The 24,783-nt window shown below is 61.6% G+C and carries 26 protein-coding genes and 5 tRNA genes; 20 read left to right on the plus strand and 11 right to left on the minus strand.

Annotation, left to right across the window (positions count from 1 at the left end):
- The first annotated feature begins 309 nt into the window (after positions 1 to 309).
- Entirely contained in the window at positions 310 to 633 is a 324-nt protein-coding gene (locus ACW5XD_RS03795; RefSeq protein ID WP_456493700.1) for an HI1450 family dsDNA-mimic protein, read from the plus strand.
- A gap of 40 nt (positions 634 to 673) precedes the next feature.
- Here ACW5XD_RS03795 and ACW5XD_RS03800 read toward each other — a convergent pair whose 3' ends face one another.
- Entirely contained in the window at positions 674 to 985 is a 312-nt protein-coding gene (locus ACW5XD_RS03800) for a DUF1289 domain-containing protein (protein WP_456493701.1), read from the minus strand.
- The gene (locus tag ACW5XD_RS03805) at positions 986 to 1,858 is read right to left on the minus strand and encodes a CvfB family protein (protein ID WP_456493749.1); all 873 of its coding nucleotides are present in this window, start codon (positions 1,856 to 1,858) and stop codon (positions 986 to 988) included.
- Positions 1,859 to 2,070: 212 nt separating this feature from the next.
- Here ACW5XD_RS03805 and ACW5XD_RS03810 point away from each other — a divergent pair, with 212 nt between their 5' ends.
- The 4 genes from ACW5XD_RS03810 to ACW5XD_RS03825 all read left to right on the plus strand — a co-directional run bounded on the left by ACW5XD_RS03810 (position 2,071) and on the right by ACW5XD_RS03825 (position 4,453).
- Positions 2,071 to 3,285, plus strand: coding sequence for a UPF0149 family protein (locus ACW5XD_RS03810; RefSeq protein ID WP_456493702.1), 1,215 nt, complete (start codon positions 2,071 to 2,073; stop codon positions 3,283 to 3,285).
- 170 nt (positions 3,286 to 3,455) lie between these two features.
- The gene (locus ACW5XD_RS03815; protein WP_456493703.1) at positions 3,456 to 3,926 is read left to right on the plus strand and encodes a MarR family winged helix-turn-helix transcriptional regulator; all 471 of its coding nucleotides are present in this window, start codon (positions 3,456 to 3,458) and stop codon (positions 3,924 to 3,926) included.
- A complete protein-coding gene (locus ACW5XD_RS03820) occupies positions 3,923 to 4,111 on the plus strand; it encodes a DUF4250 domain-containing protein (protein WP_456493704.1) in 189 nt (62 codons plus the stop codon). The genes ACW5XD_RS03815 and ACW5XD_RS03820 overlap by 4 nt, the downstream gene beginning before the upstream one ends.
- A gap of 162 nt (positions 4,112 to 4,273) precedes the next feature.
- Positions 4,274 to 4,453, plus strand: a complete 180-nt coding sequence (locus ACW5XD_RS03825) for a hypothetical protein (RefSeq protein WP_456493705.1) — start codon at positions 4,274 to 4,276, stop codon at positions 4,451 to 4,453.
- A gap of 132 nt (positions 4,454 to 4,585) precedes the next feature.
- Here ACW5XD_RS03825 and ACW5XD_RS03830 read toward each other — a convergent pair whose 3' ends face one another.
- On the minus strand, positions 4,586 to 5,173 hold the full coding sequence (locus tag ACW5XD_RS03830; RefSeq protein ID WP_456493706.1) for an FMN-dependent NADH-azoreductase: 588 nt from the start codon (positions 5,171 to 5,173) through the stop codon (positions 4,586 to 4,588).
- 270 nt (positions 5,174 to 5,443) lie between these two features.
- Here ACW5XD_RS03830 and ACW5XD_RS03835 point away from each other — a divergent pair, with 270 nt between their 5' ends.
- From ACW5XD_RS03835 to ACW5XD_RS03850, 4 genes are all read left to right on the plus strand, one after another.
- Positions 5,444 to 6,289, plus strand: a complete 846-nt coding sequence (locus ACW5XD_RS03835) for a DMT family transporter (protein ID WP_456493707.1) — start codon at positions 5,444 to 5,446, stop codon at positions 6,287 to 6,289.
- 85 nt (positions 6,290 to 6,374) lie between these two features.
- Positions 6,375 to 7,553 carry a formate-dependent phosphoribosylglycinamide formyltransferase gene (gene purT, locus ACW5XD_RS03840; protein ID WP_456493708.1) on the plus strand — a complete coding sequence of 393 codons (1,179 nt, stop codon included), beginning with the start codon at positions 6,375 to 6,377 and terminating at the stop codon, positions 7,551 to 7,553.
- Positions 7,554 to 7,682: 129 nt separating this feature from the next.
- Positions 7,683 to 8,342, plus strand: a complete 660-nt coding sequence (gene hxpB / locus ACW5XD_RS03845) for a hexitol phosphatase HxpB (RefSeq protein WP_456493709.1) — start codon at positions 7,683 to 7,685, stop codon at positions 8,340 to 8,342.
- 155 nt (positions 8,343 to 8,497) lie between these two features.
- Positions 8,498 to 8,701, plus strand: coding sequence for a CPXCG motif-containing cysteine-rich protein (locus ACW5XD_RS03850; protein ID WP_005301298.1), 204 nt, complete (start codon positions 8,498 to 8,500; stop codon positions 8,699 to 8,701).
- Between the two features lie 96 nt (positions 8,702 to 8,797).
- On the opposite strand, the gene ACW5XD_RS03855 is transcribed toward ACW5XD_RS03850, so the two are convergent.
- Positions 8,798 to 9,418, minus strand: coding sequence for a riboflavin synthase subunit alpha (locus ACW5XD_RS03855; protein ID WP_456493710.1), 621 nt, complete (start codon positions 9,416 to 9,418; stop codon positions 8,798 to 8,800).
- A gap of 129 nt (positions 9,419 to 9,547) precedes the next feature.
- On the opposite strand from ACW5XD_RS03855, the gene ACW5XD_RS03860 reads away from it, so the two are divergent.
- The 7 genes from ACW5XD_RS03860 to ACW5XD_RS03890 all read left to right on the plus strand — a co-directional run bounded on the left by ACW5XD_RS03860 (position 9,548) and on the right by ACW5XD_RS03890 (position 12,015).
- On the plus strand, positions 9,548 to 9,754 hold the full coding sequence (locus tag ACW5XD_RS03860) for a YaeP family protein (RefSeq protein ID WP_042037351.1): 207 nt from the start codon (positions 9,548 to 9,550) through the stop codon (positions 9,752 to 9,754).
- 154 nt (positions 9,755 to 9,908) lie between these two features.
- The gene (locus ACW5XD_RS03865) at positions 9,909 to 11,288 is read left to right on the plus strand and encodes an MATE family efflux transporter (protein WP_456493711.1); all 1,380 of its coding nucleotides are present in this window, start codon (positions 9,909 to 9,911) and stop codon (positions 11,286 to 11,288) included.
- A 172-nt stretch (positions 11,289 to 11,460) separates the two neighbouring features.
- Positions 11,461 to 11,537, plus strand: a tRNA-Val gene (locus tag ACW5XD_RS03870).
- 11 nt (positions 11,538 to 11,548) lie between these two features.
- Positions 11,549 to 11,625 (plus strand) — tRNA-Val (locus ACW5XD_RS03875).
- Positions 11,626 to 11,640: 15 nt separating this feature from the next.
- Positions 11,641 to 11,717 (plus strand) — tRNA-Val (locus ACW5XD_RS03880).
- 110 nt (positions 11,718 to 11,827) lie between these two features.
- Positions 11,828 to 11,904 (plus strand) — tRNA-Val (locus ACW5XD_RS03885).
- Between the two features lie 34 nt (positions 11,905 to 11,938).
- Positions 11,939 to 12,015 (plus strand) — tRNA-Val (locus ACW5XD_RS03890).
- 122 nt (positions 12,016 to 12,137) lie between these two features.
- Here ACW5XD_RS03890 and ACW5XD_RS03895 read toward each other — a convergent pair.
- Complete coding sequence (locus ACW5XD_RS03895) at positions 12,138 to 14,585, minus strand: DNA polymerase II (protein ID WP_456493712.1); 2,448 nt, start codon at positions 14,583 to 14,585, stop codon at positions 12,138 to 12,140.
- A 183-nt stretch (positions 14,586 to 14,768) separates the two neighbouring features.
- On the opposite strand from ACW5XD_RS03895, the gene ACW5XD_RS03900 reads away from it, so the two are divergent.
- The 3 genes from ACW5XD_RS03900 to ACW5XD_RS03910 all read left to right on the plus strand — a co-directional run bounded on the left by ACW5XD_RS03900 (position 14,769) and on the right by ACW5XD_RS03910 (position 17,221).
- Entirely contained in the window at positions 14,769 to 15,260 is a 492-nt protein-coding gene (locus tag ACW5XD_RS03900; protein ID WP_456493713.1) for a prolyl-tRNA synthetase associated domain-containing protein, read from the plus strand.
- 216 nt (positions 15,261 to 15,476) lie between these two features.
- Positions 15,477 to 16,715, plus strand: a complete 1,239-nt coding sequence (locus ACW5XD_RS03905; protein ID WP_456493714.1) for a GGDEF domain-containing protein — start codon at positions 15,477 to 15,479, stop codon at positions 16,713 to 16,715.
- A complete protein-coding gene (locus ACW5XD_RS03910) occupies positions 16,712 to 17,221 on the plus strand; it encodes a GNAT family N-acetyltransferase (RefSeq protein WP_456493715.1) in 510 nt (169 codons plus the stop codon). Before ACW5XD_RS03905 ends, ACW5XD_RS03910 begins: the two co-directional genes overlap by 4 nt.
- A gap of 97 nt (positions 17,222 to 17,318) precedes the next feature.
- Here ACW5XD_RS03910 and ACW5XD_RS03915 read toward each other — a convergent pair whose 3' ends face one another.
- The 4 genes from ACW5XD_RS03915 to ACW5XD_RS03930 all read right to left on the minus strand — a co-directional run bounded on the left by ACW5XD_RS03915 (position 17,319) and on the right by ACW5XD_RS03930 (position 21,751).
- Complete coding sequence (locus ACW5XD_RS03915; RefSeq protein ID WP_456493716.1) at positions 17,319 to 18,179, minus strand: PA4780 family RIO1-like protein kinase; 861 nt, start codon at positions 18,177 to 18,179, stop codon at positions 17,319 to 17,321.
- A 178-nt stretch (positions 18,180 to 18,357) separates the two neighbouring features.
- The gene (locus ACW5XD_RS03920; protein WP_456493717.1) at positions 18,358 to 19,353 is read right to left on the minus strand and encodes an LpxL/LpxP family acyltransferase; all 996 of its coding nucleotides are present in this window, start codon (positions 19,351 to 19,353) and stop codon (positions 18,358 to 18,360) included.
- A gap of 139 nt (positions 19,354 to 19,492) precedes the next feature.
- Positions 19,493 to 20,482: a lauroyl-Kdo(2)-lipid IV(A) myristoyltransferase gene (gene lpxM / locus ACW5XD_RS03925; RefSeq protein ID WP_456493718.1), complete on the minus strand. Its 990-nt coding sequence runs from the start codon at positions 20,480 to 20,482 to the stop codon at positions 19,493 to 19,495.
- A gap of 276 nt (positions 20,483 to 20,758) precedes the next feature.
- Positions 20,759 to 21,751, minus strand: a complete 993-nt coding sequence (locus ACW5XD_RS03930) for a TDT family transporter (RefSeq protein ID WP_456493719.1) — start codon at positions 21,749 to 21,751, stop codon at positions 20,759 to 20,761.
- 99 nt (positions 21,752 to 21,850) lie between these two features.
- Between ACW5XD_RS03930 and ACW5XD_RS03935 the strand changes: the two genes are divergently transcribed.
- Positions 21,851 to 22,774: a LysR substrate-binding domain-containing protein gene (locus tag ACW5XD_RS03935; protein ID WP_456493720.1), complete on the plus strand. Its 924-nt coding sequence runs from the start codon at positions 21,851 to 21,853 to the stop codon at positions 22,772 to 22,774.
- Positions 22,775 to 22,890: 116 nt separating this feature from the next.
- Here the strand turns inward: ACW5XD_RS03935 and ACW5XD_RS03940 are convergent, their stop codons facing one another.
- Both ACW5XD_RS03940 and nfo read right to left on the minus strand, forming a co-directional pair.
- Positions 22,891 to 23,883, minus strand: coding sequence for a Gfo/Idh/MocA family protein (locus ACW5XD_RS03940; RefSeq protein WP_456493721.1), 993 nt, complete (start codon positions 23,881 to 23,883; stop codon positions 22,891 to 22,893).
- Positions 23,884 to 23,911: 28 nt separating this feature from the next.
- A complete protein-coding gene (gene nfo / locus ACW5XD_RS03945) occupies positions 23,912 to 24,757 on the minus strand; it encodes a deoxyribonuclease IV (protein WP_456493722.1) in 846 nt (281 codons plus the stop codon).
- Positions 24,758 to 24,783 lie beyond the last annotated feature (26 nt).

A 24,783-nucleotide genomic window follows, 5' to 3' on the forward strand; every position in this document is an offset into this window, starting at 1 on the left:
ACTCTGTGGACGACGTCTCAACTGGCGCAGATGACTCATCAGGCTCAGCAGGAGAATCATCAAGAGGTGGCCCCAGATGACCACCAACCGTGCTCTGGTGCAACGGCAGATAGTGCCACCACCAGGTCCCCCGACGTCGTTTTATCTGCTGTCGCCGTGCTCGCCGCTTCATGACGTCTCTCCCTGTGGCTCCCCTTAAACCATACCTCCTGCCAGCTGCATTGGACAGGGACGGCTATCTGCGCTGGTCTGGCTGCCACAGCCAATACTTGCTACAGTAGCGGACTTCGATGCATCTGGAGTGATTTCATGGAACAACGTACCCCGGATCAGTTGGTCGAATGGGCCTATGATCTGTTTCTTGAGCAAGCAGCAGACATGCTGGCCCCCGAACAAATCGTCGACATCACCCTGGAGTTTGAACAGCGTGGCGCCGTCGAGGCAACCCTGCCCAACGCAGACTGGTCAACCGAACTCGGTGTGCCGACCGACATGGAGCGCTGGGTCGAAGTGTGGGTCGGTTTGCTGGACCATCAGGATGAGTTTGAGGTGATCTACGCCACCTTCCTGTTGCCCCGTTATCTGAACGAACAGGATGTCCATGTGCGTTGGCACCGCCAGCAGCAGGCATAAAAAAGGCGCCCTCGGCGCCTTTTTCTTTTTTCATCCTCGTTCAGGGCCGATCTGCGATAGCCTTGGCCAGACAGCGACGACACCAGCAGGCGCTGGCTTGCTGCATCGGCAGGGTGGGCAGCTGACTGCACCAGCACTGCGCTATGCTTTCGCCGGCCGACACGGCGCAAAACGCCGGCTCGCCACAACCAGGGCACGCATGGGTGCTTTTTGAGCCATCCAGCTCTGCCATCACCGCCAACTGGGCGTCACTTTCCATGGCCGACCAATGCCCAATCTCGGTCAGGGTACGGCCACAGCCGAGGCAGAGCCCATCCCAAGCCTGGCACAGACCTATGCAGGGACTCGGCACTTATTCGCCGTCCGGCGCGCTATCGACAGAGACGAGCGTGATGCAGTTGTCTTCGATGACAATCTTGCCCTGCTTGTAGAGGCCACCGATGGCCTTCTTGAAGGTGCCCTTGCTCATGTTGAACAGCTTGTAGATGAGCTCGGGTTCGCTCTTGTCGCCGACGGCCAGACTGCCACCCTGCTTCATCAGCCGGGTCAGGATCCGGCCACCTGCGTCGTCCATTCGATCCATGCCCGGCTTTTGCAGAGTCAAGTCCAGCTTGCCGTCGTCACGTACCTGCTTGACCCAGGCGGTCAGCGGTCGCCCCGTTATCACCCGGCCAAATACTTCGTTCTTGAACAGCATGCCGGAGTATTCACCGTTGACGATCGCCTTGATGCCGAGCGGCGTGTGTTCACCCGGCAGCGCTGTCACCTCGTCACCGGCCTTGAAGGGAGGCTTGTCGGTGCGCAGGAAACGTTCCAGCCGGCTGGTGCCCACCATGCGGCCCTCGTTGTCGAGCATCAGGTGCACCAGATAGACGTGGCCCACCTGCATGGGTTTGTTCTGCTCGCGGGTCGGCACGAACAGATCCTTTTTCATGCCCCAGTCGAGGAAGGCCCCAATCTTGTTGGCATTGACCACCTTGAGGCCGACGATGTCACCCACCATGGCGAACGGCTTGTCGGTGGTGATCACCGGCTCGCAGTCGGCATCCAGATAGAGAAAGACTTCCACACCGTCATCCTCGGCCACGCCTTCGGGCAGCTGACGCTTGGGTAGCAACAGCTCGCCATATTCGTCGGCCGCAAGCCAGGCGCCCCTGTCTTCGAGCTCGATTACGGTGAGGGTGTTCATCTTGCCAATCTGTAACATGGTGATCTCTTCTTTCATTATCCGGATGGTCAATTTTTCATTGCCCGTATGGGCGCGCATGTTACCTCAAGAGCAGTAACCGGGCCTAGTCCCTTGCCCTTCTCTCCCACGATTTTCGGGGTGGCCAACCCGGTTGATGGCGATATAATCGTCAGTCAGCCAGGGCTTTGCTGCAAATAACCCCACTTTTGGGTAGACTGCGCCGCTGTTCAAATCCAGAGGAACTGTCGATGAATCCATCCACTCGTACCCGTCATCTCAATCAATGGATCCAGACCCACAGTGGGCAGGACATGACCTACCCGGCGCTGCACGGTTTTCTGTGTGCCCGTCTGGTGGGCCCGGATGCCCCTGACTGGCAGGCCCCGCTGGCCGGTCTGTTGCCACATGACGCCGAGCTGGATGAGAAGAGCGCCGAGGCGCTGCACCATCTGATCGCCGAACTGGAAGCTCAGGCGGACGAGGCCCAGCTCGCCTTGCCGAGTCAGTGCCGTCTCTCCACCGAGACCCCGGAGCAGGTGTTCGCGCAGAGCCACCCCCTCGGCCAGTGGTGTTACGGTTTCAGCCAGGGGTTTGCCAGCTGGCCCAAGCCGAAGGATCTGAACGATCCCACCACCCAGTACCGCTTCAGTCTGGCCGCCGAACTCAGCCTGTTTCGCGACAAACCCATGGCCCAGATGCTGCACGCAGCCGCCGGCAGCGAGCTGCCCTTCATGGAGTTTTGCAAACGCCAGCGTCAGAACATGAAGACGGCGCTCAATCAACTGCTGCAGCTGGATGAGTATCAGGCGGTGCCCGACGATCAGGCAGCCCTCGATAGCGAGCAGGCCGAACAGTGGCAGCAGTGGTTCGAGCTGGCCGATGCCTGCCGCGATCCCCAGGCTCGCCTCGGTTGGTTTGACAAGGTGATTGACGATGCCGGGCCTCTGTTCGACGACGCCTTCTGGCAGCAGATGACCGGCCACGGCTGGAGTGCCCACGAGGCGCGCCCCCTGCTCGCCGCCAGGGCTGGCCGGGCCGATTGCCTGCTTCGTCTCGGCCAGCTGGAACAGGCGCGCAGTGAATATCTGGCCCTGCTCGAGCTGTGCATCGCCGATGAGCTGGGTTGCCGTTATCCCCTCTCCAGCCTCTATGCCCTGCAAGGGGATTGGGCCGCCCTGCGCGCCTTGCTGGTCCGCTTCGACGAGGCCTCCAGCTGGCTGCTCTACAACCGGGCGCTGATGGCGTTTGTCTGTGACGGCCCCGAGACGGCGCAGCCACGGCTGGAGGCGGCCATCAAGGCCAATGCCCATGTGCCAGCCTGTCTGCTGGGTCAGCGCAAGCTGCCCAAGCAGGAGCCACAGAGCTGGCAGGCGGGCAGTCGCGATGAGGCGGCGCTCTACACATTGCAAAGCCGCGAAGCCTGGCTCAAGCACAACGCCTTGATCTGGTTGCGTAAAGGCTGAGCAACCCGAGGCAAAAATAAGCGTCAAACAGACCCGGTTGCGGCGGATGACGTGCGCAACCGCACATTTCTCTGGTGCATGTTCAGACAAATGTCCTTGTGTTACGTATCATCAAGGTCAAAGTATCAAGAGAAACTGCACCCGATGCAGCCGTCACAGCAGGATGTCATATGTCAAAGATCATAGAGCTGCTTGCGCACTACCCCCCCTATCAGCTGGTTCACGCCGCCGAGATGGTGCGCGACACCTTTGAGCAGTTTTACCAGCAACGCTATCAGCTGACGGTGCCCCAGTGGCGCCTGATGATGGTGCTCGGCCCCAACTACCCCATCAGCCAAAAAGAGCTGGTAGAGGCGAGCGGGATGGACAAGGTGCGGATCTCCCGCGAAATCCGCCGCCTGGTGGAGAAAGGGATCCTGTTTACCGAGAGCAGTGAACAGGACAAACGGGTCAGCCTGGTGTCACTCACCCAGACCGGGCTCACCCTGTTCCAGCAACTCAAGACCGAAGCGGGCAGCTGGCAACATACCCTCACCGACTATCTGCCCACCGAGGCGCGCCAGACCATTCGCCTGCACCTGCAAAGCGTCAGCGATGCCATCGAACAACTCCATTTACTGGATAACGAGCACACGTCATGAACCTGAACAACTTCGCCACCATGGACGTCAACATGCTGCTGAGTCTCATCAATATGCAGCTGCGTGATCGTTTTGATGACTTGGATGATCTCTGCAAGGCGCAGGATCTCGACAAGGAAGCCCTTGTCGCCAAGCTTGCCAGCGGCGATTTCCACTACCGGCCGGACCAGAAACAGTTCAGATAGGGATCCGGATCACAACCCGGCCAACGGCACTGGCTCTGGTGGCAAAAGCTGATATGGTGATGGCTACCCCGTGCGATGACACCCAGCGACATGTATGGATACATCAAGCTGTCATACACGGTGGTTAGCCTGTTATTCGCGACCGCCAGCCAAGGACGACCCATGATGATCCAGACCCGACAGACCAGCTTGATCACCCTCTGTGCCATTCTCATGATCAGCCTGTTTTCCCCCCGCCTGCCCGACAGTGCCGAACAGTGGCTCAGTACCTTGTTGCTGGGCTCTCTGGTCGTCGTGTGCCTGATGGTGGGTAGCGGCTGCCGCCGCTTCATTCGGGATTGACTCGCGCCCTCTGTTCCTGTTGATCCCGTCTTCGTCCACACAGAAACAAACAACGCAGCCCAAGGGCTGCGTTGTTTGTTTGGTACGACATGGCACAGTGCCATGCCGCACCAGCCATGGCCAGTTGCTTGATCAGAGTGCCAGGGTTTCCAGCTGCCCCTTGGCCTGCTCCATGCCTTTGGCCTGCGCATCCGGGCCCATGCCCATGCCTTCCGCGTAGATGAAATCCACGTCCTTGATGCCGATGAAGCCCAGTACGGTGCGCATGTAGGGGGTCACCAGATCGGTGGCGCTGCCGACGTGCATGCCGCCGCGGGGGCTGATCACCAGGGCGCGGGTGTTTTCTACCAGACCGACCGGACCGGTCTCGGTGTAACGGAAGGTGACGCCGGCACGGGCAATCAGGTCAATCCAGTTTTTCAGCTGGGTCGGAATGCTGAAGTTATACATGGGGGCGGCAATCACCACCAGGTCGCTCGCCTTGAGCTCGGTGATCAGCTCATCGGACTGGGCCAGCACGGCCAGTTGACGCTCATTGAGGCTTTCACCACCGCGCAGGCCCATGGCCAGCTCGCCATCCAGTACCGGCAGGTTCAGAGACGCCAGATCACGCACGGTAACGGTGTCGGACTGATGGTCAGCCAGAAAGCCGTCGATCAGGGCGTTGGATTGGGAATATTGGCCCAGGATGCTGGACTTGAGTACGAGGATATTGGCCATGGTGAAACTCCATCAGGTTGTCGATTGAACAGCTTGGCTGTCGATGAAGGTCACTCTAAACATTGGGCTTCTATTCGGATAGCGAAAATAGATGCTCAACTTGTTCAAAAAAATTGATGTTAGTTCATTCCCTCGCCAACGGGCCATGGCCAGCCGCCAAACGCTTGGCAGAACAAACGATTGCCGTTATGATCCGCCGCACTTTTTTCCAGCGATCCGGATCCCATGGTACCCTCGCGCAGGCACTCTCCTCTGGCCGGTGCAGTCTGGATGATGGTGGCAGGCCTCTGCTTCGCCGCCGTCAACAGCCTGAGCCAGTACGTCAGTTTCAAACTCGGCTTTCCTTCCACCCAGGTCGCCTTCCATCAATACCTGATCGCCCTGATCTGCCTGATCCCCTGGCTGATCCGCCACGGCTTGCGTCAATCCCTGCTGACCAATCAGTTCCGGCTGCACCTGCTGCGGGTCGCCCTGGCCGTGATTGGCATCCAGTTCTGGCTATGGGCACTGGCGGTGCCGATCCCCATCTGGCAAGGGATCGCCCTGCTGATGACTTCCCCGCTTTTTGCCACCCTGGGTTCTGCCTTGCTGCTAAAAGAGCAGGTGAGCCGGGCCCGCATCCTGGCAACTCTGGCGGGCTTTGTCGGTGCCATGGTGATCCTGGCTCCCTGGACCGATGACTTCAACTGGGCTTCCCTGCTGCCGGTGGCGGCCGCCCTGTTCTGGGCCGGCTACTCCCTGCTGGTACGCTATCAGGCGGCAAACGAATCGCCCCACACCATAGTGGTCTATCTGCTGATCTTCAGTACCCCGTTCAACGCCATGCTGGCGCTGCCCGAGTGGCAGTGGCCCAGCGCCGAACAGTGGCAACTGGTCGCGCTGGCCGGGGTGCTATCGGCACTGGCCCAGATGTCCATCGCTCGAGCCTACAGCGTGGCGGAGGCTTCCTTCGTGCAGCCTTTCGATTTTGCCAAGCTGCCCATGAACGTGCTGGCCGGCTGGCTGGTGTTTGGCTGGGCACCGCCCGGCCGATTGTGGCTCGGCGCTGCCATCATCATTGGTGCCATTACGCTGCTGACCCATCTGGAGCAGCGCGCCCACAAATCCGTTTCCTGAGGTACGCCATGCGTGCCTCTTTTTTTGCCCGCTATTCCCGCAATAGCGGCCATCAACTGTGACCAACGACATCAGGAGAGATCACATGTTTGGAACCGCAACCCGCCCCGGCGCCACCCGTGCCCTGCTGCTGGGCTCCGGCGAACTTGGCAAGGAGGTCGCCATCGAGCTGCAACGCTTCGGCATCGAAGTGATCGCCGCCGACCGCTACCCCAATGCCCCCGCCATGCAGGTAGCCCACGCCGCCCACGTGCTGGACATGCTCGATGGCAACGCTCTGCGTGCCCTGGTGGCCCTGATCAAACCCGACCTCATCATCCCCGAGATTGAAGCGATCGCCACCGATACCCTGGCTGCCCTTGAGCAAGAAGGCGTCAAGGTGGTGCCGAACGCCCGCGCTACCCAGCTCACCATGAACCGGGAAGGGATCCGCCGCCTCTCCGCCGAGACCCTGGGTCTGCCCACCTCCCCCTACCGCTTTGCCCAGAGCAAGGAGGAGTTTGTCGCTGCCGTTGAGGCCATCGGCCTGCCCTGCGTGGTGAAACCGGTAATGAGCTCGTCCGGAAAAGGGCAGAGCGTGTTGCGCGATCTCGCCAAGCTGGACGAGAGCTGGACCTACGCCCAGGAGGGTGGCCGCGCCGGTCGTGGCAAGGTGATAGTTGAGGGCTTCGTTCCCTTTGAATATGAGATCACCCTGCTCACGGTACGCGCCGTCGATGGCATCCACTTCTGCGATCCCATAGGCCACCGGCAGGAAGATGGCGACTACCGCGAATCCTGGCAGCCGCAGGCAATGAGCGAACTGGCGCTGGCCCGTGCCAAAGAGGTGGCCGCCAGGGTGGTCGAGGCGCTGGGCGGTTATGGCCTGTTCGGGGTCGAGCTCTTTATCAGGGGCGACGAGGTGTGGTTCAGCGAAGTCTCCCCCCGCCCCCACGACACCGGCATGGTGACGCTGATCTCTCAGGATCTCTCCGAGTTCGCCCTCCATGTACGCGCCATTTTGGGGCTGCCGATCGGCACCATCATCCAGTACGGACCAAGCGCGTCGGCCGTGGTGCTGCGTGAAGGGCACAGCCAGAATATCCGCTATCAAGGGATTGGCGAAGCATTGGCGCTGGTACCGGGCGCCCAGTTGCGTCTGTTTGGCAAGCCGGAGATCGCAGGTCGCCGCCGTCTCGGCGTGGCGCTGACCCGGGGTCAGGATTGCCACGATGCGGTCGAGCAGGCCAAGGCGGTTGCCGCCAGCGTCGAGGTCATTTTCTAATGGCCGTTTGTTTCGTCACGTCAAAACAAACGTTTGCTGCGTGATCAGGCGCAAGGGGTATGGCAATGCCCCTTTTGCATTGAGGCGCCTCGCTTATAATTCCCCCTTCACCTATGTCAGGAGTACAAGATGTTAACTGCCGTGATCTTCGATATGGATGGTGTTCTGATCGACTCGGAACCCTTTTGGCAACGGGCCCAGATGGCCGTGTTCTCCGAACTCGGTCACCCCCACACGGTGGAAGATTGTGAGTCGACCATAGGCGTGCGTATCGATCAGCTGGTGGCGCACTGGTATCGCCTGCGCCCCTGGAGCGGCCCCAGCCAGGAAGAGGTGGTGCAGCGCATTCTGGACAAGGTCAACGCCCTCATTCTGAGCGAAGGCGAGGCCAAAGCCGGGGTGCTGGACGCGCTGGCTCTGATGGAGGCCCGGGGCCTCAAGATAGGCCTGGCCACCTCCTCCCCCTTTGCCATGGTGGAGGCAGTGCTCGGCAAGCTCGGCATTCGTGATCGTTTCCTGGCGGTACACTCCGCCGAGGTTGAACGCTTCGGCAAGCCGCACCCGGACGTCTATATCCACGCCGCCGAGAAACTCGGCGTAGAACCAGTGCATTGTCTGGCCATTGAAGACAGCTTCACCGGCCTGCTGGCGGCCAAGGCGGCTTCCATGAAGGCGCTCATAGTGCCGGATCCCGCCTTGGTCGGCGATCCGCGTCTGGCCATCGCCGACCACCAGCTCTCCTCCTTGAGTGAACTGGATGCCGACATGCTGGCCTGCTGGGTGGCGTGAACGTGCACGGGAACCAAGGAGGCATCGGGCCAGTAAACCTGATCACGACACCCTCCTTGCTCTCTGTCATAAACGTGCACTTGCTCGCGGTTAACCCCCTCCCGGCCGACTAGAATCAAGGGAGACAGACGGCCCAAGGGCCCGAGGAGGTCACCATGATCGAGTACACCAGCAAGCGTATCGTCTGCCCCCACTGTGGCCATCACACTCGGGTCGAGCTGGATGCCAGCCAGGGGGATCAGGAGTTTTACGAGGATTGCATGGCCTGCTGCAACCCCATCCACCTGCGACTGCACCGGGATGAAGCCCGCGACTGCCTGCAGCTGTTTGTGGATGCAGACGACGAGCAGATGTTTTGACTGCGGGCGAAAGCGACCAAGCGATCACAAAGGGCCTGCATGATGCAGGCCCTTTTCTCTATGGCAAGTCGCCAAGGGTGAATTAAGCCAGACAGATCACCCCGGCTGGCGCGCCGCCAGCACCCGCTCCACCGTATCGACGATGGCCTGGGTTTGGGGATCTATCTCGATATTGGTGTGCCAGCCCGCTTTGACCCAGCCCAGATTGGTACGGGCCAGAGTCTCCGGGATCAGATTGACACAAAACGACGCGTTTTCCCGTACCTCACCCACGGTCAGGCTGATGCCATCGATGCCGATGTAGCCCTTGGTCAGCACATATTTCATCAAATCAGGAGCCAGTCGATACCATATCTGGCGGTTGTTTGGGGTGTCGATGACGGAAAGCACCTCAGCCGTGCCCATGATGTGGCCGGACATGGCATGACCACCAATCTCGTCGCCAAAGCGGGCCGCCCGTTCCACGTTGACTTTGTCCCCCGTTTGCAACTGGCCGAGGTTGGTCAGACGCAGTGTCTCCTGCATCAGATCGAAACTGACCAGATCCCCTTCTACCCCGGTGACCGTCAGGCAGCAGCCGTTATGGGCCACAGAGGCGCCGAGCGCCAGTCCCTGACCCCATGCCTGGCTCGGCATGCGGATCACGTGGGTGCGAAAGTTGGGCAGCTCCTCAATGGCCACCAGTTCGGCGGTCCCCTGCACTATGCCGGTGAACATGTCTCGTCTCCTGCGACAAAAAAGGCAGGTTACCCCCGCGCCGCGGCACTGACAAGCACACCAGCTGACAAGCCAACCCTCGATCGCTATAGTGACGGCGTTCACATGTGGATTAACGAGGAAAAATAAATGCAGGTATATCAATGTTGTGAGGCCATTCGCATCGCCTATAACCAGATCGGCTCAGGCGATCAGGGCTATGTACCGCAAGCCATAGCCGCCACCATCAGGGCACTCAACGCCGTGGCCTCTGACGAGCGGGTGCCGGCCGATCTGCGCGAACAAGCGGCCTATGCCGCTGCCAATCTGCTGATCAGCGATCACGAAGACGCCTGATCCCGCCACAAAGCCGCGCCCAACCGTTTCGCGATGGTTGATTTTCAGGCTAGAATGACACCCCCGAACTCTGCACTCCGGTTTAGGCAGTGCAGAGTCTATTCCTGAATTATCCGCTCTTTTTACGATTTATCTGATCCACTCGGAGGTGTCAGTGCAACGTTATTGGTCCGAGGCGAGACAACTCGTTCGTTTAGCCAGTCCCATTCTGGTCGCCCAGGTAGCCCAGATCGCCATGAACTTTGTCGATACCGTGATGGCGGGACAAGTCAGTGCCGTGGATCTGGCGGCTGTGTCGGTTGCTTCCAGCTTCTGGTTACCGATCATCTTGCTGGTGCAGGGCATCATAATGGCGCTCACCCCCATCGTTTCCCAGCTCAACGGGGCCCGCAAGCGGGACGAGATCCGTCCTGCCGTGCATCAGGGCTTCTGGTTGGCACTGATGGTAACCCCCATCGCCATGCTGGCACTCTATTTCAGCCCGCTGGCGCTGCAGTTCATGGATGTGGATCCCGTGATGGCGAAGAAGACGGCCGGTTACCTGCACGCCATCCTGTGGGGCTTGCCTGCCTTCGTGATGTTTCAGGTACTGCGCAACTTCAGTGAAGGGCTCTCCCATACCATGCCGACCATGGTGATCGGCTTTGTGGGGCTGGCGGTCAATATTCCCGCCAACTACATCTTCATTCACGGTCACTTCGGCATGCCCAAACTTGGCGGGGTCGGCTGCGGCGTGGCCACCGCCATCGTGCTGTGGGCCATGCTGCTGGCGATGATCCTCTATGTGAAGCTCTCTCCCCACTTCAAGCAGATCAACCTGTTTGCCCAGCTCCGACGCCCCAACGGCAGCCGGATCTGGCGCCTGTTCCGCTTGGGCTTCCCCATCGCCATGGCGATCTTCTGCGAGGTAACCCTGTTTACCGTGGTGGCCCTGATGCTGGCCCCCTTCGGGGCAGAGACGGTGGCAAGCCACCAGATAGCCCTGAACTTCTCCAGCCTGGTGTTCATGCTGCCGCTGTCAATTGGTGTGGGGGTCACCATACGGGTTGGCCACAGCATAGGGGAAGGTTTGCCTGAGCACGCACGGGTCGCGGCCCGCACCGGTCTGATGCTGGGCATGGCCGTCGCTGCCTGCACCGCAGCTCTGACCGTGCTGCTGCGCGAACAGATAGCGACCATCTACACCGACGACCTGCAAGTGATCACGCTGGCCGCCACCCTGCTGTTCTTCGCCGCCATCTATCAGGTCTCCGATTCGGTGCAAGTAGTAGCCGCCGCCGCACTGCGCGGTTACAAGGACACCAAGGCGATCTTCTACGTCACCATAGTCGCTTACTGGGGGTTGGGGTTGCCCACCGGCATGATCCTGGGGCTGACCGACTGGGTCGTCCCACGCATGGGGCCGCAGGGTTTCTGGGTTGGCTTTATCGTCGGCCTGACCGGCGCCGCCCTGATGCTGGGAGCAAGACTGCGCCATACCTATGGCCGCTTCGCCAGTCCAGAGGACTGTACCGCCCTCTCCCGGGCCCAGTAAATGAGTGCCCGGCGAGCCGCTCACGAGGGCGGCTCGCCTGCAAAATCAACAGGCTGCGCAAGAACTGGGCAAACAGTCTCCTTTGTGCATGTCCCTTGTTGACAGCCTTGGGGGGCATGGGTAGTATGCCGACCACGCAAGCGACGTCGTGTTCGCTTGCGTGATGAGAAGCGGGTTTATAGCTCAGTTGGTTAGAGCACTACCTTGACATGGTAGGGGTCGTTGGTTCGAATCCAATTAAACCCACCACTTTTCGTGATGCGTCCTTAGCTCAGCTGGTTAGAGCACCACCTTGACATGGTGGGGGTCGGTGGTTCGAATCCACTAGGACGCACCATCACGACACTGTTATGCGTCCTTAGCTCAGCTGGTTAGAGCATCACCTTGACATGGTGGGGGTCGGTGGTTCGAATCCACTAGGACGCACCATAACAGTTCGAATAAATTGCATATATGGGTTTACAGCTCAGTTGGTCAGAACAGTACTTTGACATGGCGTAGGCGATGTCGTTGGTTCGAATCCAATTGAACGCAGATGTGGGTTTATAGCTCAGTTGGTTAGAGCACTACCTTGACATGGTAGGGGTCGTTGGTTCGAATCCAATTAAACCCACCACTCCCCTGCAACACAAAGTCGCCTTGCGCACCCTGCGTCCTTAGCTCAGCTGGTTAGAGCATCACCTTGACATGGTGGGGGTCGGTGGTTCGAATCCACTAGGACGCACCAGATTGGAAAAGCCCGCTCATTGAGCGGGCTTTTTGCATTCTGCTTTACTGCCCTGGCTTCCCGGCCATCCTGACAAAGATCGGCACCCCAGTTGCCCCGTCCCTGGTTGCGGGGCAACTTCGCTAGAAGAGATCCAGCTGCTGGCCGCAGATCCGGTCGAATGACTCGCCGATGAAGGGCAGTATGGCATCGGCGATGGGCCTCAGCTGCTTGTCGATGTAGTGCTCGTAATCGATGGCACTGCGCCTGTATTCCAGCGGCTCCGGGCCGCCCAGCGTCATCAGATAGGCGATGGTGCCCCTGTGTTGATAGCGCTGGGGCTGGCCGCGACGCAGGTTCTCCTCGTCGGCCAGACGCGCCGCCCGCACATGGGGCGGCACGTTCTTCTGGTACTCCTCCAGTTTCTGGCGCAGCCGCTTGCGGTAGATGAGCAAGTCATCGTGCAGGCCGGCCCGGGTCTGGTCCACTATGGTGCGCACATAGCTGCTGGGGTCCTCGTCGTGAAACACCAGCTCGTAGAGCCGGGTCTGAAACTGCTTGGCCAGCATGGTCCAGTCGGTGCGCACCGATTCCAGCCCCTTGAACACCAGATGCTCTTCCTCCCCTCGCCCCTCTTCCTGTTTTCCAACCAGACCGGCGTAGCGCTTCTTGCTGCCCTTCTCCAGCCCGTGGATGGTAGGCATCAGGAAACGGCGGTAGTGGGTCTCGTACTGGATCTCCAGATGGCTCGGCAGGTCGAACTCGCGCCTGATCAGCGCACTCCAGTTGTCGTTGATCATCCGGGCCAGCTCATGGCCAATTTCGTCCGCCTGCTGCGGACTGGTCTCCCTGCCCAGGTGAACAAAGGTGGAGTCGGTATCGCCGTAGATCACCTCGAACCCCTGCGCCTCGATCCACTCCCGGGTCTGCTGCATGATGCTGTGGCCGCGCAGGGTGATGGAAGAGGCGAGCCTGGGATCGTAGAAGCGACAGCCCCCCGAGCCCAGCACGCCATAAAAGGAGTTCATGATGATCTTGATGGCCTGGGAGAGCGCCTTGTTGCTGGCCGCCTTGGCCCTGTCCCGCGCCGCCCACAGGGTGGCGATGAGATCCGGCAAAAAGTGGCGAGTACGGGAAAACAGGGCACCGCGAAAGCCGGGAATGGCCTCGTCCGGATGCTGCAATCCCTCCACCAACCCCATGGGATCGATGCAGAAGGTGCGGATGATGCTGGGATAGAGGCTCTTGAAATCGAGCACCAGCACGTGACGATAGAGGCCGGGTTTGGAGTCCATCACATAGCCGCCTGGGCTCGCCAGCCCGCCATCGGCAGGCAGATTGGGCGCCACGTAGCCGCCGCGATGGAGCCGCGGCAGATAGAGGTTGGTAAAGGCCGCCACCGAGCCCCCCACCCGATCGAGTTCGAGGCCGGTGAGAGAGGCCCGCTCAATGGCAAAGGGGATGAGGTGGCAGTAGTCGAAGATCTCCCACACCAGCCTGCAATCCTCCAGGTTGTAGCGGGCGAGCGCCTCCTTGTCGGAGTGGAACAGCTCGGTGATCTTCTCCCCCCGGTTCGCCACATCCTCGATATCCTTGCCACGGCCGAGCAGCTCGCTTGCCACCGCATCCAGGCTGTAGCTGGCAAACTGCCAGGTGGCGCTTTTCAGGGTGTCGATGCCGTCGAGCACCATGCGGCCCGGGATGATGACGTTGCCGGTCTGGGGATCGCCCCGTGACGAGCGCCAGAAGCAGAGTTCGCGCCCCCGCCCGAGGCGCAGCCGCCGCTTGTTGAGTTCGGCGCGGCGCAGCAGCAGGCGAAAGTCGAAATTGACCACGTTCCAGCCGATCACCAGATCGGGGTCGTGCTGGCTGAACCAGGTTTCCAGCGCACTCAGCAGGGCATTTTCATCCGCCACCCACTCGATGCGGGTCTCCCACGCTTCGGCACCGGCTTCGGGAACGCCGATCATGATGACCCGCGCATCCTCTGGGCTGTAAAGCCCCACCGAGAAAAGCGCCCCGTCCATGGCGCACTCCACGTCCAGCGACACCCAGGAGAGGCTCGGCGTCACCGCCTGCGGGGCGCAGCGCGCCTCGTTCACCTCCCAGTAGCCACGCTTGCCCCCTTTCTGCCGTGCATGGCCGCCAAAACGCACCCCGGCTGTGATGAAGCGCTCCATCAGGAAGCGCTCCGGCAGCCGGATATCCGCCTCGAAGTGCTCCAGCCCGCGGATCAGCAACAACTCGATGGCGCGGTGAAAGGCGCTCAGGGTGGAGAAATAGCAGCCCACCACGGCACGCCCGTCGAAGGTGTGCATGGGCAGACGGCGAAACCGTCCGCTCACGCCGGCCCCCTTGAACAGCTCGGCCGCCTCCTGCATGTGGCTTTGCGGCAGGAAGAACACCGGCTCCTGCCCCGGCACCACCAGCCGCACCGGTCCCTGCTCGCTCCAGAGCCACATCACTATCTCGGTGCATCCCCCTTGCCCGGCCCGGCCGCGCACGTCCCGGCCATGACGAGTCAGGATAAACCCGTCGCGAGGCGGCGTGGCAGGAGAGGGGGTGGTCACTGTGGGTTGGGTCGCAGTCATTCAGGATAAAAGGGTCGGCCTTGGGATGAGACTATTGTACGTTCATACAGTGCCTGGCCGCAATTGCCACGCCAGGCTGCGCGGCAGGGGCCAAGCTGGTAAGCTCGACCTCTGCCCATGCGCCGGGAGCCCTGATATCACAGTTCATTCCCTGCGCCTGTTCGTCCGACACGAGGAGCCCTGGTGACACTCTATTCCCTGCTGGACCGGCTGGCCATTTGCTACCAGCGCATCGATCACGCCCCCGTCTTCACTTGCGAGGAGGCGAGCAAGCTGCTGCCCGACCTGCCCGCCGCCAGGACCAAGAACCTGTTTTTGCGCGACCCCAGGAGCGAGCAGCTGTTTCTGGTGGTGGCGCCGGAGGAGAGCCGGGTCGATCTCAAGGCGCTGGCCACGGCACTCGGGGTCAAGCGGCTGAGCTTTGGCTCTCCCGAACGGCTGGCTGCCGTGCTCGGTCTCACCCCAGGCGCCGTGACCCTGCTCGCCATGGTACGCGACACCGAGCGGGCGGTGACGCTGGTGGTGGACCACACCATCTGGCAGGCCGAACGGGTGCAGTGCCACCCGCTGGTCAACACTGCCACCCTCATCATCACGCTGGACGATGTGCGCCGCCTGCTGGCCCACCTCGGCCGGGAGGCCACCGTCATGGCGCTGCCGGTGCAGTCAACCTGACACTCCCCAGACGGGTAGCGCGATCGACAAACCCCGTCTCGAGCCCTTGATGAATCGAGTCAGCTGCCGCCATCGATCCGGTTGTGGTCAGGATCGGGAGCCAGCAGCCCAAGCCATTGATAATGAGCGGGATTCATGTTGTGATCCGGCATTGTCATGGCGACCCCCAGGGTCGAGACACAGTGACCGGCAGGACGAGCCCAGAGAGACCCCTTGATGCAAAATCTGTTTTCCTCAGCGCAATTGTTGAGCCTGATGTTGTTTGTCACGCTGTCGCACGTCGGGGTCGCGGCCATTTTCGCCTATGTGTGGCATACCCAGCGCCGCATCCGGGCCCTGCTCTACTGGTCGGCCAGCGAGCTGGCCATCGCCGCCGCCTTCGGCTGCCTGCTGATCCGCCCGCTCGCGGGGGATACCTCCCTCGCCAATATTCTGCTGACCAACCTGCTGCTGATCGCCACCCCCTTGCTCTATGAGCGGGGCCTGCGTCATTTCTTTCGGCGCGAGGCTGACCGGCTGGGCTGGCTCTGCCCCGCCATCGCCCTCACCGGCTTCGCACTGTTTGCCCTGACCGCCAGCCTGCAGCCGCTGTCCGATGTGCACAGCCGGATCATAGTGCTCTCGGCCGTGCTCTCGTTGCAGATGGCCGTGCTGATCTGGCAGCTCTGGCGTTATCAACGGCTGGCCCCCGTCTATCGGGTATTGCGCTTTGCCATCCTCTTGCTCGGCCTGCAGCTGCTGTTGCAACTGCTGCGGATCGCCAAGCACCTCTGGCTGCCAGAGTCTGCGGCCACGACCTTTACCGATCCCCTGCTCGGGCCCGTGATCCTGATCAGCCTGCTCTTTACCATAGCCCGCAGCTATCTGTTGCTCAGTCTGGTGCACACCCGCCAGCAGCAGGCGCTGCTGGCGACCCAGCGCGAGCTGGAGCGGCGCGCCAATCAGGATGAGCTGACCGGGCTGCTAAGCCGCCACTATTTTCAGCAACGGCTGCGGGCTCATGTCAGCGCAGGCTCAGTTCCCTGCCAGCTGCTGCTGATCGATCTGGACAACTTCAAGCTGATCAACGACCGGCATGGTCATCCCGCCGGTGATGCCATGCTGCGGGCGGTTGGCCGGGTGATCCGTGAGAACCTGCTGCCGGCGGGGCTGGCCGGGCGGCTCGGCGGTGACGAGCTGGCGCTGCTGGTGATGGCAAGCCCGCAGACGCTGCCGCACTACTGCCACACCCTGCAGCAAGAGGTCACGGAGGCGACCCGCTGGCTGGCTGGCGGCCCCATCAGCCTCAGCATGGGCCTCACCTCGCTGCAGCCGGAAGAGAGCTTCGAGCAGGCCTATCTGCGGGCGGATCAGGCGCTCTACGCCGCCAAGCAGACGGGACGACAACGGGCCTGCGTGCAGGAGCCCCACCACAGCGCGCCCCAGCCACTGCAGACTGCTGAGCTGCGCTCATGACGGCCACCATCGAATGCCGGGCTGCACAACTTTCCGATGCGCCCGCCTATCGCCGTTATGTGGCCGAGTGCGGGGACGCGGGCCTGCCGCTCTATCAGGTGGCGCAGTTTGACCCGGATCAGTGGCTGCAGGATCTGCTCGCCCATGCCGATGGACGGCATCTGCCGCCGGACTACCCGCCCACCACCACCTACTTTGCCCTCGAGGGGGAAGAGATCCTTGCCACCTTGCGCCTGCGCCACGGCGACAATCCGGCCACCCTGGCCTGGCTTGGCCACATAGGCTACGAGACCCGCCCCTCCCGCCGTGGTGAAGGGGTGGCCCGTACCCTGCTGCGCTGGTTGCAGCAAACTGTGCTGACCGAGCCCCTGCTCATCAGCTGCGACGAAGCCAACGGCGCCTCCCTCAGGGTCATAGCAGCCGCCAACGGACAATGTCTGGATCGCCGCTACCATGCAGGGGATGGCTGCTGGGTGCGGTTTTACCGGCTCTCTCCCGCACTATGACCACCTGCCTGACTCGGCACGGGTGCAAGGTCGCGGCCATAAAAAGAGCGCCTCCAGGGCGCTCGTGGTGTGACTGATGAGGTGATGATGGCGGGAGTCAGTAGCTGTCTTCCTGCTCGGCCTTCATTCGCGCCTGGCGGGCCAGCGCCTCCTCTTCGGCGCTCTCGATCTCGTGCAGCACGGCATCGATGTCGATAGCCTCGGTACTCTCCTCGAACAGACCGGTCAGCTCGCTCTCGGGGGTCAGCTTGCCATCTTCGAACCGCGCCCACATTTCCTTGGCGTAGCGGGTCTTGAGCAGCTCGGGGGCATACATGCCGTAGTAGTTGCGCATGTTGTTGACGTCCCGCTCCAGCATGGCCTTGGCCTGGTTGTTGGCGGCGGCATCCACCACCTGGGGCAGGTCTATGATGACGGGCCCCTGGGCATCCACCAGCACGTTGAATTCGGAAAGGTCGCCATGGATAAGACCGGCACAGAGCATGCGCACCACGTAGCGGATCACCTTGGCGTGATCGGCGATGGCCTGCTCGGGCGAGAGCGCCACGTCGTTGAGACGGGGGGCCACGTTGCCCTCCTCGTCGGTGATGAGCTCCATCAGGAGCACGCCGTCGAGGCAGACATAGGGCTGCGGCACCCGTACCCCGGCCGCCGCCAGCTTGAACAGGGCGTCGACCTCGGTGTTCTGCCACACCTCTTCGTGCTGCTTGCGACCGTACTTGGAGCCCTTCTCCATGGCACGGGCGCTGCGGCTGTTGCGTACCTTGCGCCCCTCCTGATAGACCACGGCCTGCTTGAAGCTGCGCTTGGACGCCTCTTTATAGACCTTGGCGCAGCGGATCTCGTCACCGCAGCGCACCACATAGACGTCGGCCTCTTTGCCGCTCATCAGCCGGCTGATGACGTCATCGACCAGGCCGTCATCAACCAGAGGTTGGATTCGATTTGGAATTTTCATGGCCGCCCTTTTACCCTATTTGCGCATCAGAAGATAGCCCCTGCGGGGCCAGCTTGCATATCCCTGTTATCTGGCGCCCCGCGGCGCCCTGATTGTCGACTTTTTGCCCACCAAACGGCCTGAGGGAGACGCGCCGGTAGCCACCCTCCGTTCAACACGCCAGCCGATGTATTTCCCTTCAGGAGTCGGGAGGCAGACCACTGCGGATCCGCTTAATGCCCTCTTCGTAAAGACCGTCCGGTCCTTCCTGATGTTCCAGAGTTTCGAAAATCTTGAGAAACCACATGTACTGCTCGGGATGGCGGCGCAGCTGCTGCTCCACCATGCGGTTCATGGCGTTGACATCGGCGTTCAGGTCCCCGCTGGGATAAGGATCGAACGGCGGTTCAATCTCCAGCCGATAGCAACCCTCATCCTCGTCGTAGCAGGCGAGGATGGGCACGGCCCTGGCGCCGGTCAGCTTCACCAGCTTGGGCAGGGCCGGCAAGGTTGCCTTGGGGTGGCCAAAGAAGGGGATGAACAGACTGGCCTCGCGGCCATGATCCTGATCCGGCAGGTAGAAAAAACTGGATCCACTGCGAATGGCCTTGATGGCCGGCTTGATGCCGACGCTGCGCTCGTACACCTTGCCCCCCTTGGCCCGTTCGCGGTTGATGTACCAGTCAAAAACCTGATCTTTCGGGCTCTTCATCATGGTGCACAGGACAAGCCCCTCGTCGGTCAGGTAGCGGCCTATCATGTCCACCGCCCAGGTGTGAGGCACCACCAGTATCATGGGACGCCCGGCGGCTTGCTCCGCCGCTATGTGTTCCCAGCCCCGCACCTTGATGCGGCGCTTGAGGTGGGCGGCACTGCGCAGGGTCAGCTCGCCAAAGCCCATGAAGGTCTTGAGGCCGGTGCGGATCGCCTTGAGCAGCAGGGTACGGCGCCCGGCCGCATCCAGCTCGGGAAAGCAGATCTTGAGGTTGGTCTCGGCGATATAGGCCTGTTTCCTGGAAAAGCGCAGCAAGGCAGGAGCCATGACATTGGCAACACGATCGCGCAGCCCGTGGGGAACCAGCGCCAGCAGGCACAACAAACCGAGTGCCAGCCAGCTGCCCCACCAGCGCGGGTGAAGCAGATGGGCATGAAATGAGGTGTCAAAAACCGGATCGTGTGAGGACATGGCCGCCATCAAGTCATAGAAAAGAAACGGTTATTTTAATTATCCTGATATTTTTTTCCACTTTGGGGTGCAAGGGGCGGCGCAATCCCGGGGGCGGCGCTCACAAAAATGGCCCCGAAGGGCCATGACAAACAGCGGTGACACCCCCTCAGGGGCGGGGGGGAAGATCACCCCGGATCCGCTTAATGCCCTCTTCGTAGAGGCCATCCGGCCCCTCCTGATCCTCACGGGTATCGAAGATCTTGAGGAACCACATGTACTGGCCGGGATGGCGAGTCAGCTGCTGCTGCACCATGTCGTTCATGCGGCAGGTGTCCGCCATCAGATCGGCGCTGGGATAATCCGTAAACGGCGCCTCTATCTCCAGACGGTAGCAGTAGTGCGCCTCGTCATAACAGGCCAGCAAGGGCACGGCCCTGGCTCCGCTGACCTGCACCAGACGTGGCAGGGCAGGCAGGGTCGCCTTGGAATAGCCGAAGAAGGGGGCAAAGATGCTCTTCTCGCGGCCATGATCCTGATCCGGCAGATAGAAGAAGCTGTGCCCCCCCTTGATGGTCCGGATCACCGCCTTGATGCCGGCGCTGCGCTCGTAGACGCGGCAACCGTTCTTGGCCCGGGCCCGGTTGAGGTGCCAGTCAAAAACCGGATTGCGGGCACTTTTCATCATGGTACACATGGGCACACCACGCTGGGTGAAGTAGTAGCCAGCGGCATCGACCGGCCAGCTGTGAGGCACCACCAAGATCACGGGCCGACCGGCGGCCTGCTCGGCCTCGATATGTTCCCAGCCGCTCACCTGGATGCGGCTCATCAGATAGGCGGGGCTGCGCACCGTGAACTCACCGAAGCCAAGCAGGGTCTTGAGGCCGATGCGAATGGAGGTCATCAGGATGGCATCTCGCTCGGCGGCGCTCTTGTCGGCAAAGCAGATATCCAGGTTGGTCTTGGCTATGTATATCTGCTTCTTGGACACCTTGACGACCAACGGGGCCAGCCATTCTGCCAGCTTGTCACGCCAGCGAGGCGGCACGAAGGCGAGCAGACAAAGCGCACCGAGCGCCAGCCAGCTCGGCCAGTAACGCGGGCGTAGCAAACGGGTCTGAAAAGTGGAATCAAACACAGGATCTTGGGCAGACATGAATGAGGTCAAACGAAGAAAATGGGGTTGCATTGTATTCGTCCTGACAGGTAATACCAGTGAAATTCATCGCGATCACCCCACTGTGAGCGCTGGTTCAAAAAATGGCTCCGCCAGGGACTGACGCCCCCGCTTTCGACCCGCGATAAGAGACAAAAAAGCGCTCCGCCAAAGGCGGATCGCTGTCACTGCTGTCTGGTCAGTGGAGCATGTCATCACGCATGCCCTTCTCGTTGACTGACCCCTTATCCCCTTGCTCTCCAGCAGAGTCTTTGCCTAGCGGCGGGCGCCGTGCCGGGCCATGCCTGACGTCATACCGCCATCACCCAGTGGCAGGAAGAACATCAGATACCGCAGGGCCACGTAGCCGACAATCAGGGTGGCGGCACCCAGTTCGAAATGGGCAAGCAGGTTGATCTGCTCCACATAGTGGGCCGCTTGCGGCCACTGCTCCAGCAGGTGCCCTACCTTGAACAGGGCGGTGGCGCCAATCACCAGCGGGAAGGTGAAAGCAGCATAGCCCGGTGAAAACGGCAGACGCAGCAGCTTGATGAAGGCCAGGTAGATGATGCCGGTCATCAGGATGGCGATCCCCAGCAGCACGGCCACCAGCAGCAGGGAAGGATCCTCGGTCACCGTCAGATAGCCGGCCAGTGACAGGCTGGCAGGGGCCGCCAGAATGGCGATGGTCGGCTTGGCCGCATCCGGCACTTCATGGCTGAAGATGAGGCGGTAGAGCATCAGCGGCAGCATCAGAGCGTAGCAGAGCATGCCGAACCAGAGCAGACCGTCGGCCAGCGCGGCAAACTGGCCGCCAGGAAAGGCGACGTCAGCCACGATAATACCCACCGGCGGCACGAACCAGCTCGGCACCATGTGATGGATCTCGAACTGCTTGGCCCGATGCCAGATGAAGGTCGCCAGAAAGAGAAGGTGCAGCACCACGGCAAACAACCAGAGCCCCTCGCCAAGGCCCGGGTTCAGCATGCCAACCGCCTTGGAGACCACCATGGTACCCATGGCATAGGTGGGCACCACGCTACCCACCACGGGGTGAGCCAGATCCTGCCACAACAGGCGCGGGTGCAGCAGAAACTTGAAGGTGAGGATCACCAGCAGCACGGCGGCGACGGCGGCGCCCAGCAACTGCAGGCGACCATCGAACTGACCGGCATTTTCCCAGCACCAACCAAGACTGGCGATCCCGAGTGCCAGGCCCGCCATGGGGGTCGGGGCTTTGCCTAAGGATTGACGGGTTCTTGCGATCATGTCTGAAACCTCTTGTAGGAGACGATGTGCATAGGATAAAGAGTGGCTATCGTTTACGATATCTAAATGAATTAAATCAATCGTTCAGGTTAACCAAACATGAAACTGACGCTGCAACAACTCAAGGTGTTCGCCACCATAGCCCGCTACGGCAATCTGGGGCTGGCCGCCAACGAGCTCTGCCTGAGCAAGGGCGCCGTCTCCCAGTCGTTGCAGGAGCTTGAGCGCCAGCTCGCTACCCCCTTGTTCGATCGCATCCACCCCAGGTTGCAGCTCAACAACGAGGGGCGCCTGCTGCAACCGGCCGCCGAAGAGTTGCTGACCCGGATGCAGGATATCGAGACCCTGTTCAGCCCGGATGCAGAGCCGAGCGGCCAGCTGCGCCTCGGCGCCAGCCAGACCATAGGCAACTACCTGCTCCCTGCCCTGCTGGCCAGCAGCAAGCAGGAACTGGGTCTGCCCCCCAGAGTCACCATCACCAACACCCACAAGCTCTGCCACCTGCTGGCCAACTTCGAGCTGGATCTGGCATTGATAGAGGGACAGAACCATCACCCGGATCTGGTCAGCGAGCCCTGGCTCAATGACGAAATGCTGATCGTGGCCCACCCCGACCATCCCCTCGCCCGGCGCAATCGCCTGTCGCTCAACCAGCTGAGCGATGAAACCTGGGTGCTGCGCGAGCCCCAGTCTGGCAGTCGTGAACAGTTCGAGCGGCAGATCCTGCCCGAGCTGCCCCGCTGGCAGGCGGGGCTCGAGCTCAACACCCTGGAAGCCGTGATGCTGGCGGTTGAAAAAGGGCTGGGGATCTCCTTCATCTCCCACCTGGCGGTGTCGGATCGGTTGCAGGCCGGTCGGCTGGTGGCCTTCTCCCTTGCCCGGCGCTTTCCCCGCCAGCTCTCCCTCATCTGGCATCGGCAGAAATACCACTCCGCCACCTTGCGCCGTTTCCTGCAGTTTTGCCGCGCACAGGAGGAGGCCCTGCCTCAGACAGCCACAACAGGGTCGCCAACGAGCAGATAGGACGAGCGTCTGAGGCATGACACCATTTGCGCACCGGCTCGCCGCCTTCCGCTCAAGCCGGCAAGAGAGCAGACAAAAAGAGAGGGCGCCCAACGCCCTCTCTGCATATCCCTAGATCACGAGCCGGCTTGCAAGCCGCGCTCGACCCACCCCAGCACCTGTCTGGTCAGGGCCTGCGGCACCCAGGGGGAATCGCTCAAGCCTTGCATAACGCACACGGCGAAATGATCCGCTTCGTGCTGCATGCCACCGCCCGTCACCGGCTCCGCTATGTCTCCCGGCCAGGCCAGCAAGGGATCGCCCGTGAGCCAGCGAACCTGCTGGGGGTTCCACCACTTGCCGGCCAGTTGCAGGGCCCAGCCCTCGCCGCCCAGATACGCCGCCTTGTCGAGATCCTGGACGATGGAGGCATCCAGCTCGGCCGCGAGGGGGCCAGCAAAGCGGAAGCTGGCGGCCTCGTCCACCTCGCCCGTCTGGCGGGAAAGAGCGACCTGCGGCTCCCCCACCGGGAGATCCAGCTGCTGGCAGAGCGCGGCGTAGAGCCAGAGCGGATAGACACCCACATCCCAGGCAGCGCCGCCGGCCAATGCGGGATCAAACAGCTTTCCATCTCGCTCCTGCACCGAGCCGAAGGCCGCCCGCAGCCGGTTGGGGGCAGGCAGGGCGCCGAGCCGCTGAAGCAACATGCGCATGGCAGGGAAGCACATCACCTTCATCGCCTCCATCAGCAGCAGGCCGCGCGTCTGGGCGAGCTGCACCAGCGCATCCCAATCCGCTACTCGGGTCACTGCCGGTTTTTCCACCAGCACGTGCTTGCCCGCCAGCAACATCTGCCTGATCAGGCTGGCATGCTCGGGGTGGATCACCGCCACATAGACGGCCTCCACCTCGGCGCTGGCCGCCAGCGCCTGATAGCTGTCATAGGCAAGGGGCAGCCCCTGCTCATCGGCAAAGGCCCGGGCCCGCGTCTGATCACGGGCGGCGATCGCCACCACCCGCCCCAGACTGGCGTGATCATTCACGTCCCGGCAGAAGCGACGGGCAATGGCGCCCGCCCCGGCAATACCCCAGCGCAGTGGCCGCGCTTGTTGCTCTTCTTGCATCATCATTGTTCCTTATGCGGCGGTTCCGGGCGCCTCACGCCTTGGCCAGACTGCGCAGCCAGCGGATCTCGTCACGCCAGATCGTCTCGTCTATGGTCTCCAGGATCAGCGGAATGCCGTCGAAGCGATCGTCATTCATGATGTGGTGGAATACCGCCTCCCCCAGATTGCCCTGCTGCAGGCTGTGGTGGCGATCGACCCGGCTGCCGAAGGTACACTTGGCGCCGTTGATGTGCATCCCCTTGAGGTACTGGAAGCCGACGATGCGATCGAAGTCGGCGAACACCCGGGCACAGGATTCAGGGGTGCGCAGATCGTAACCGGCGGCAAAGGCATGGCAGGTATCGAAACAGACGCCGACCCGGCTCTTGTCTTCCACCCCGTCGATGAGGGTGGCCAGGTGTTCGAACGACCAACCGAGGTTGCTGCCCTGCCCGGCGGTGTTCTCGATCACCGCCGTCACACCTTGGCTTCGCTCCAGCGCCCAGTTGATGGACTCACTCACCAGTTTCAGGCTGGCCGCTTCCGGGATCTGTTTCAGGTGGCTGCCGGGGTGGAAGTTGAGGTAACAAAGCCCCAGCTGCTCGCAGCGCTTGAGCTCATCGAGAAAGGCATCGCGAGACTTGGCCAGTCCGTCAGGATCCGGATGCCCCAGATTGATGAGGTAGCTGTCGTGGGGCAGGATCTGCTGCGGACGAAAGCCGGCTTTCTCGCAAGCCTGCTTGAAGGCGCGAATGCTGGCCTCGGAGAGCGGCGCCGCCTGCCACTGACGCTGATTCTTGGTAAACAGGGCGAAGGCGTTGGCACCTATGGCCTCTGCGCGGGCTATGGTGTTCTCCACTCCGCCGGCGGCACTGACGTGGGCTCCGATATATTTCATGAGATCTCCTCTGCACTGTGAATGCG

This window comes from Aeromonas enterica, from assembly GCF_054052465.1.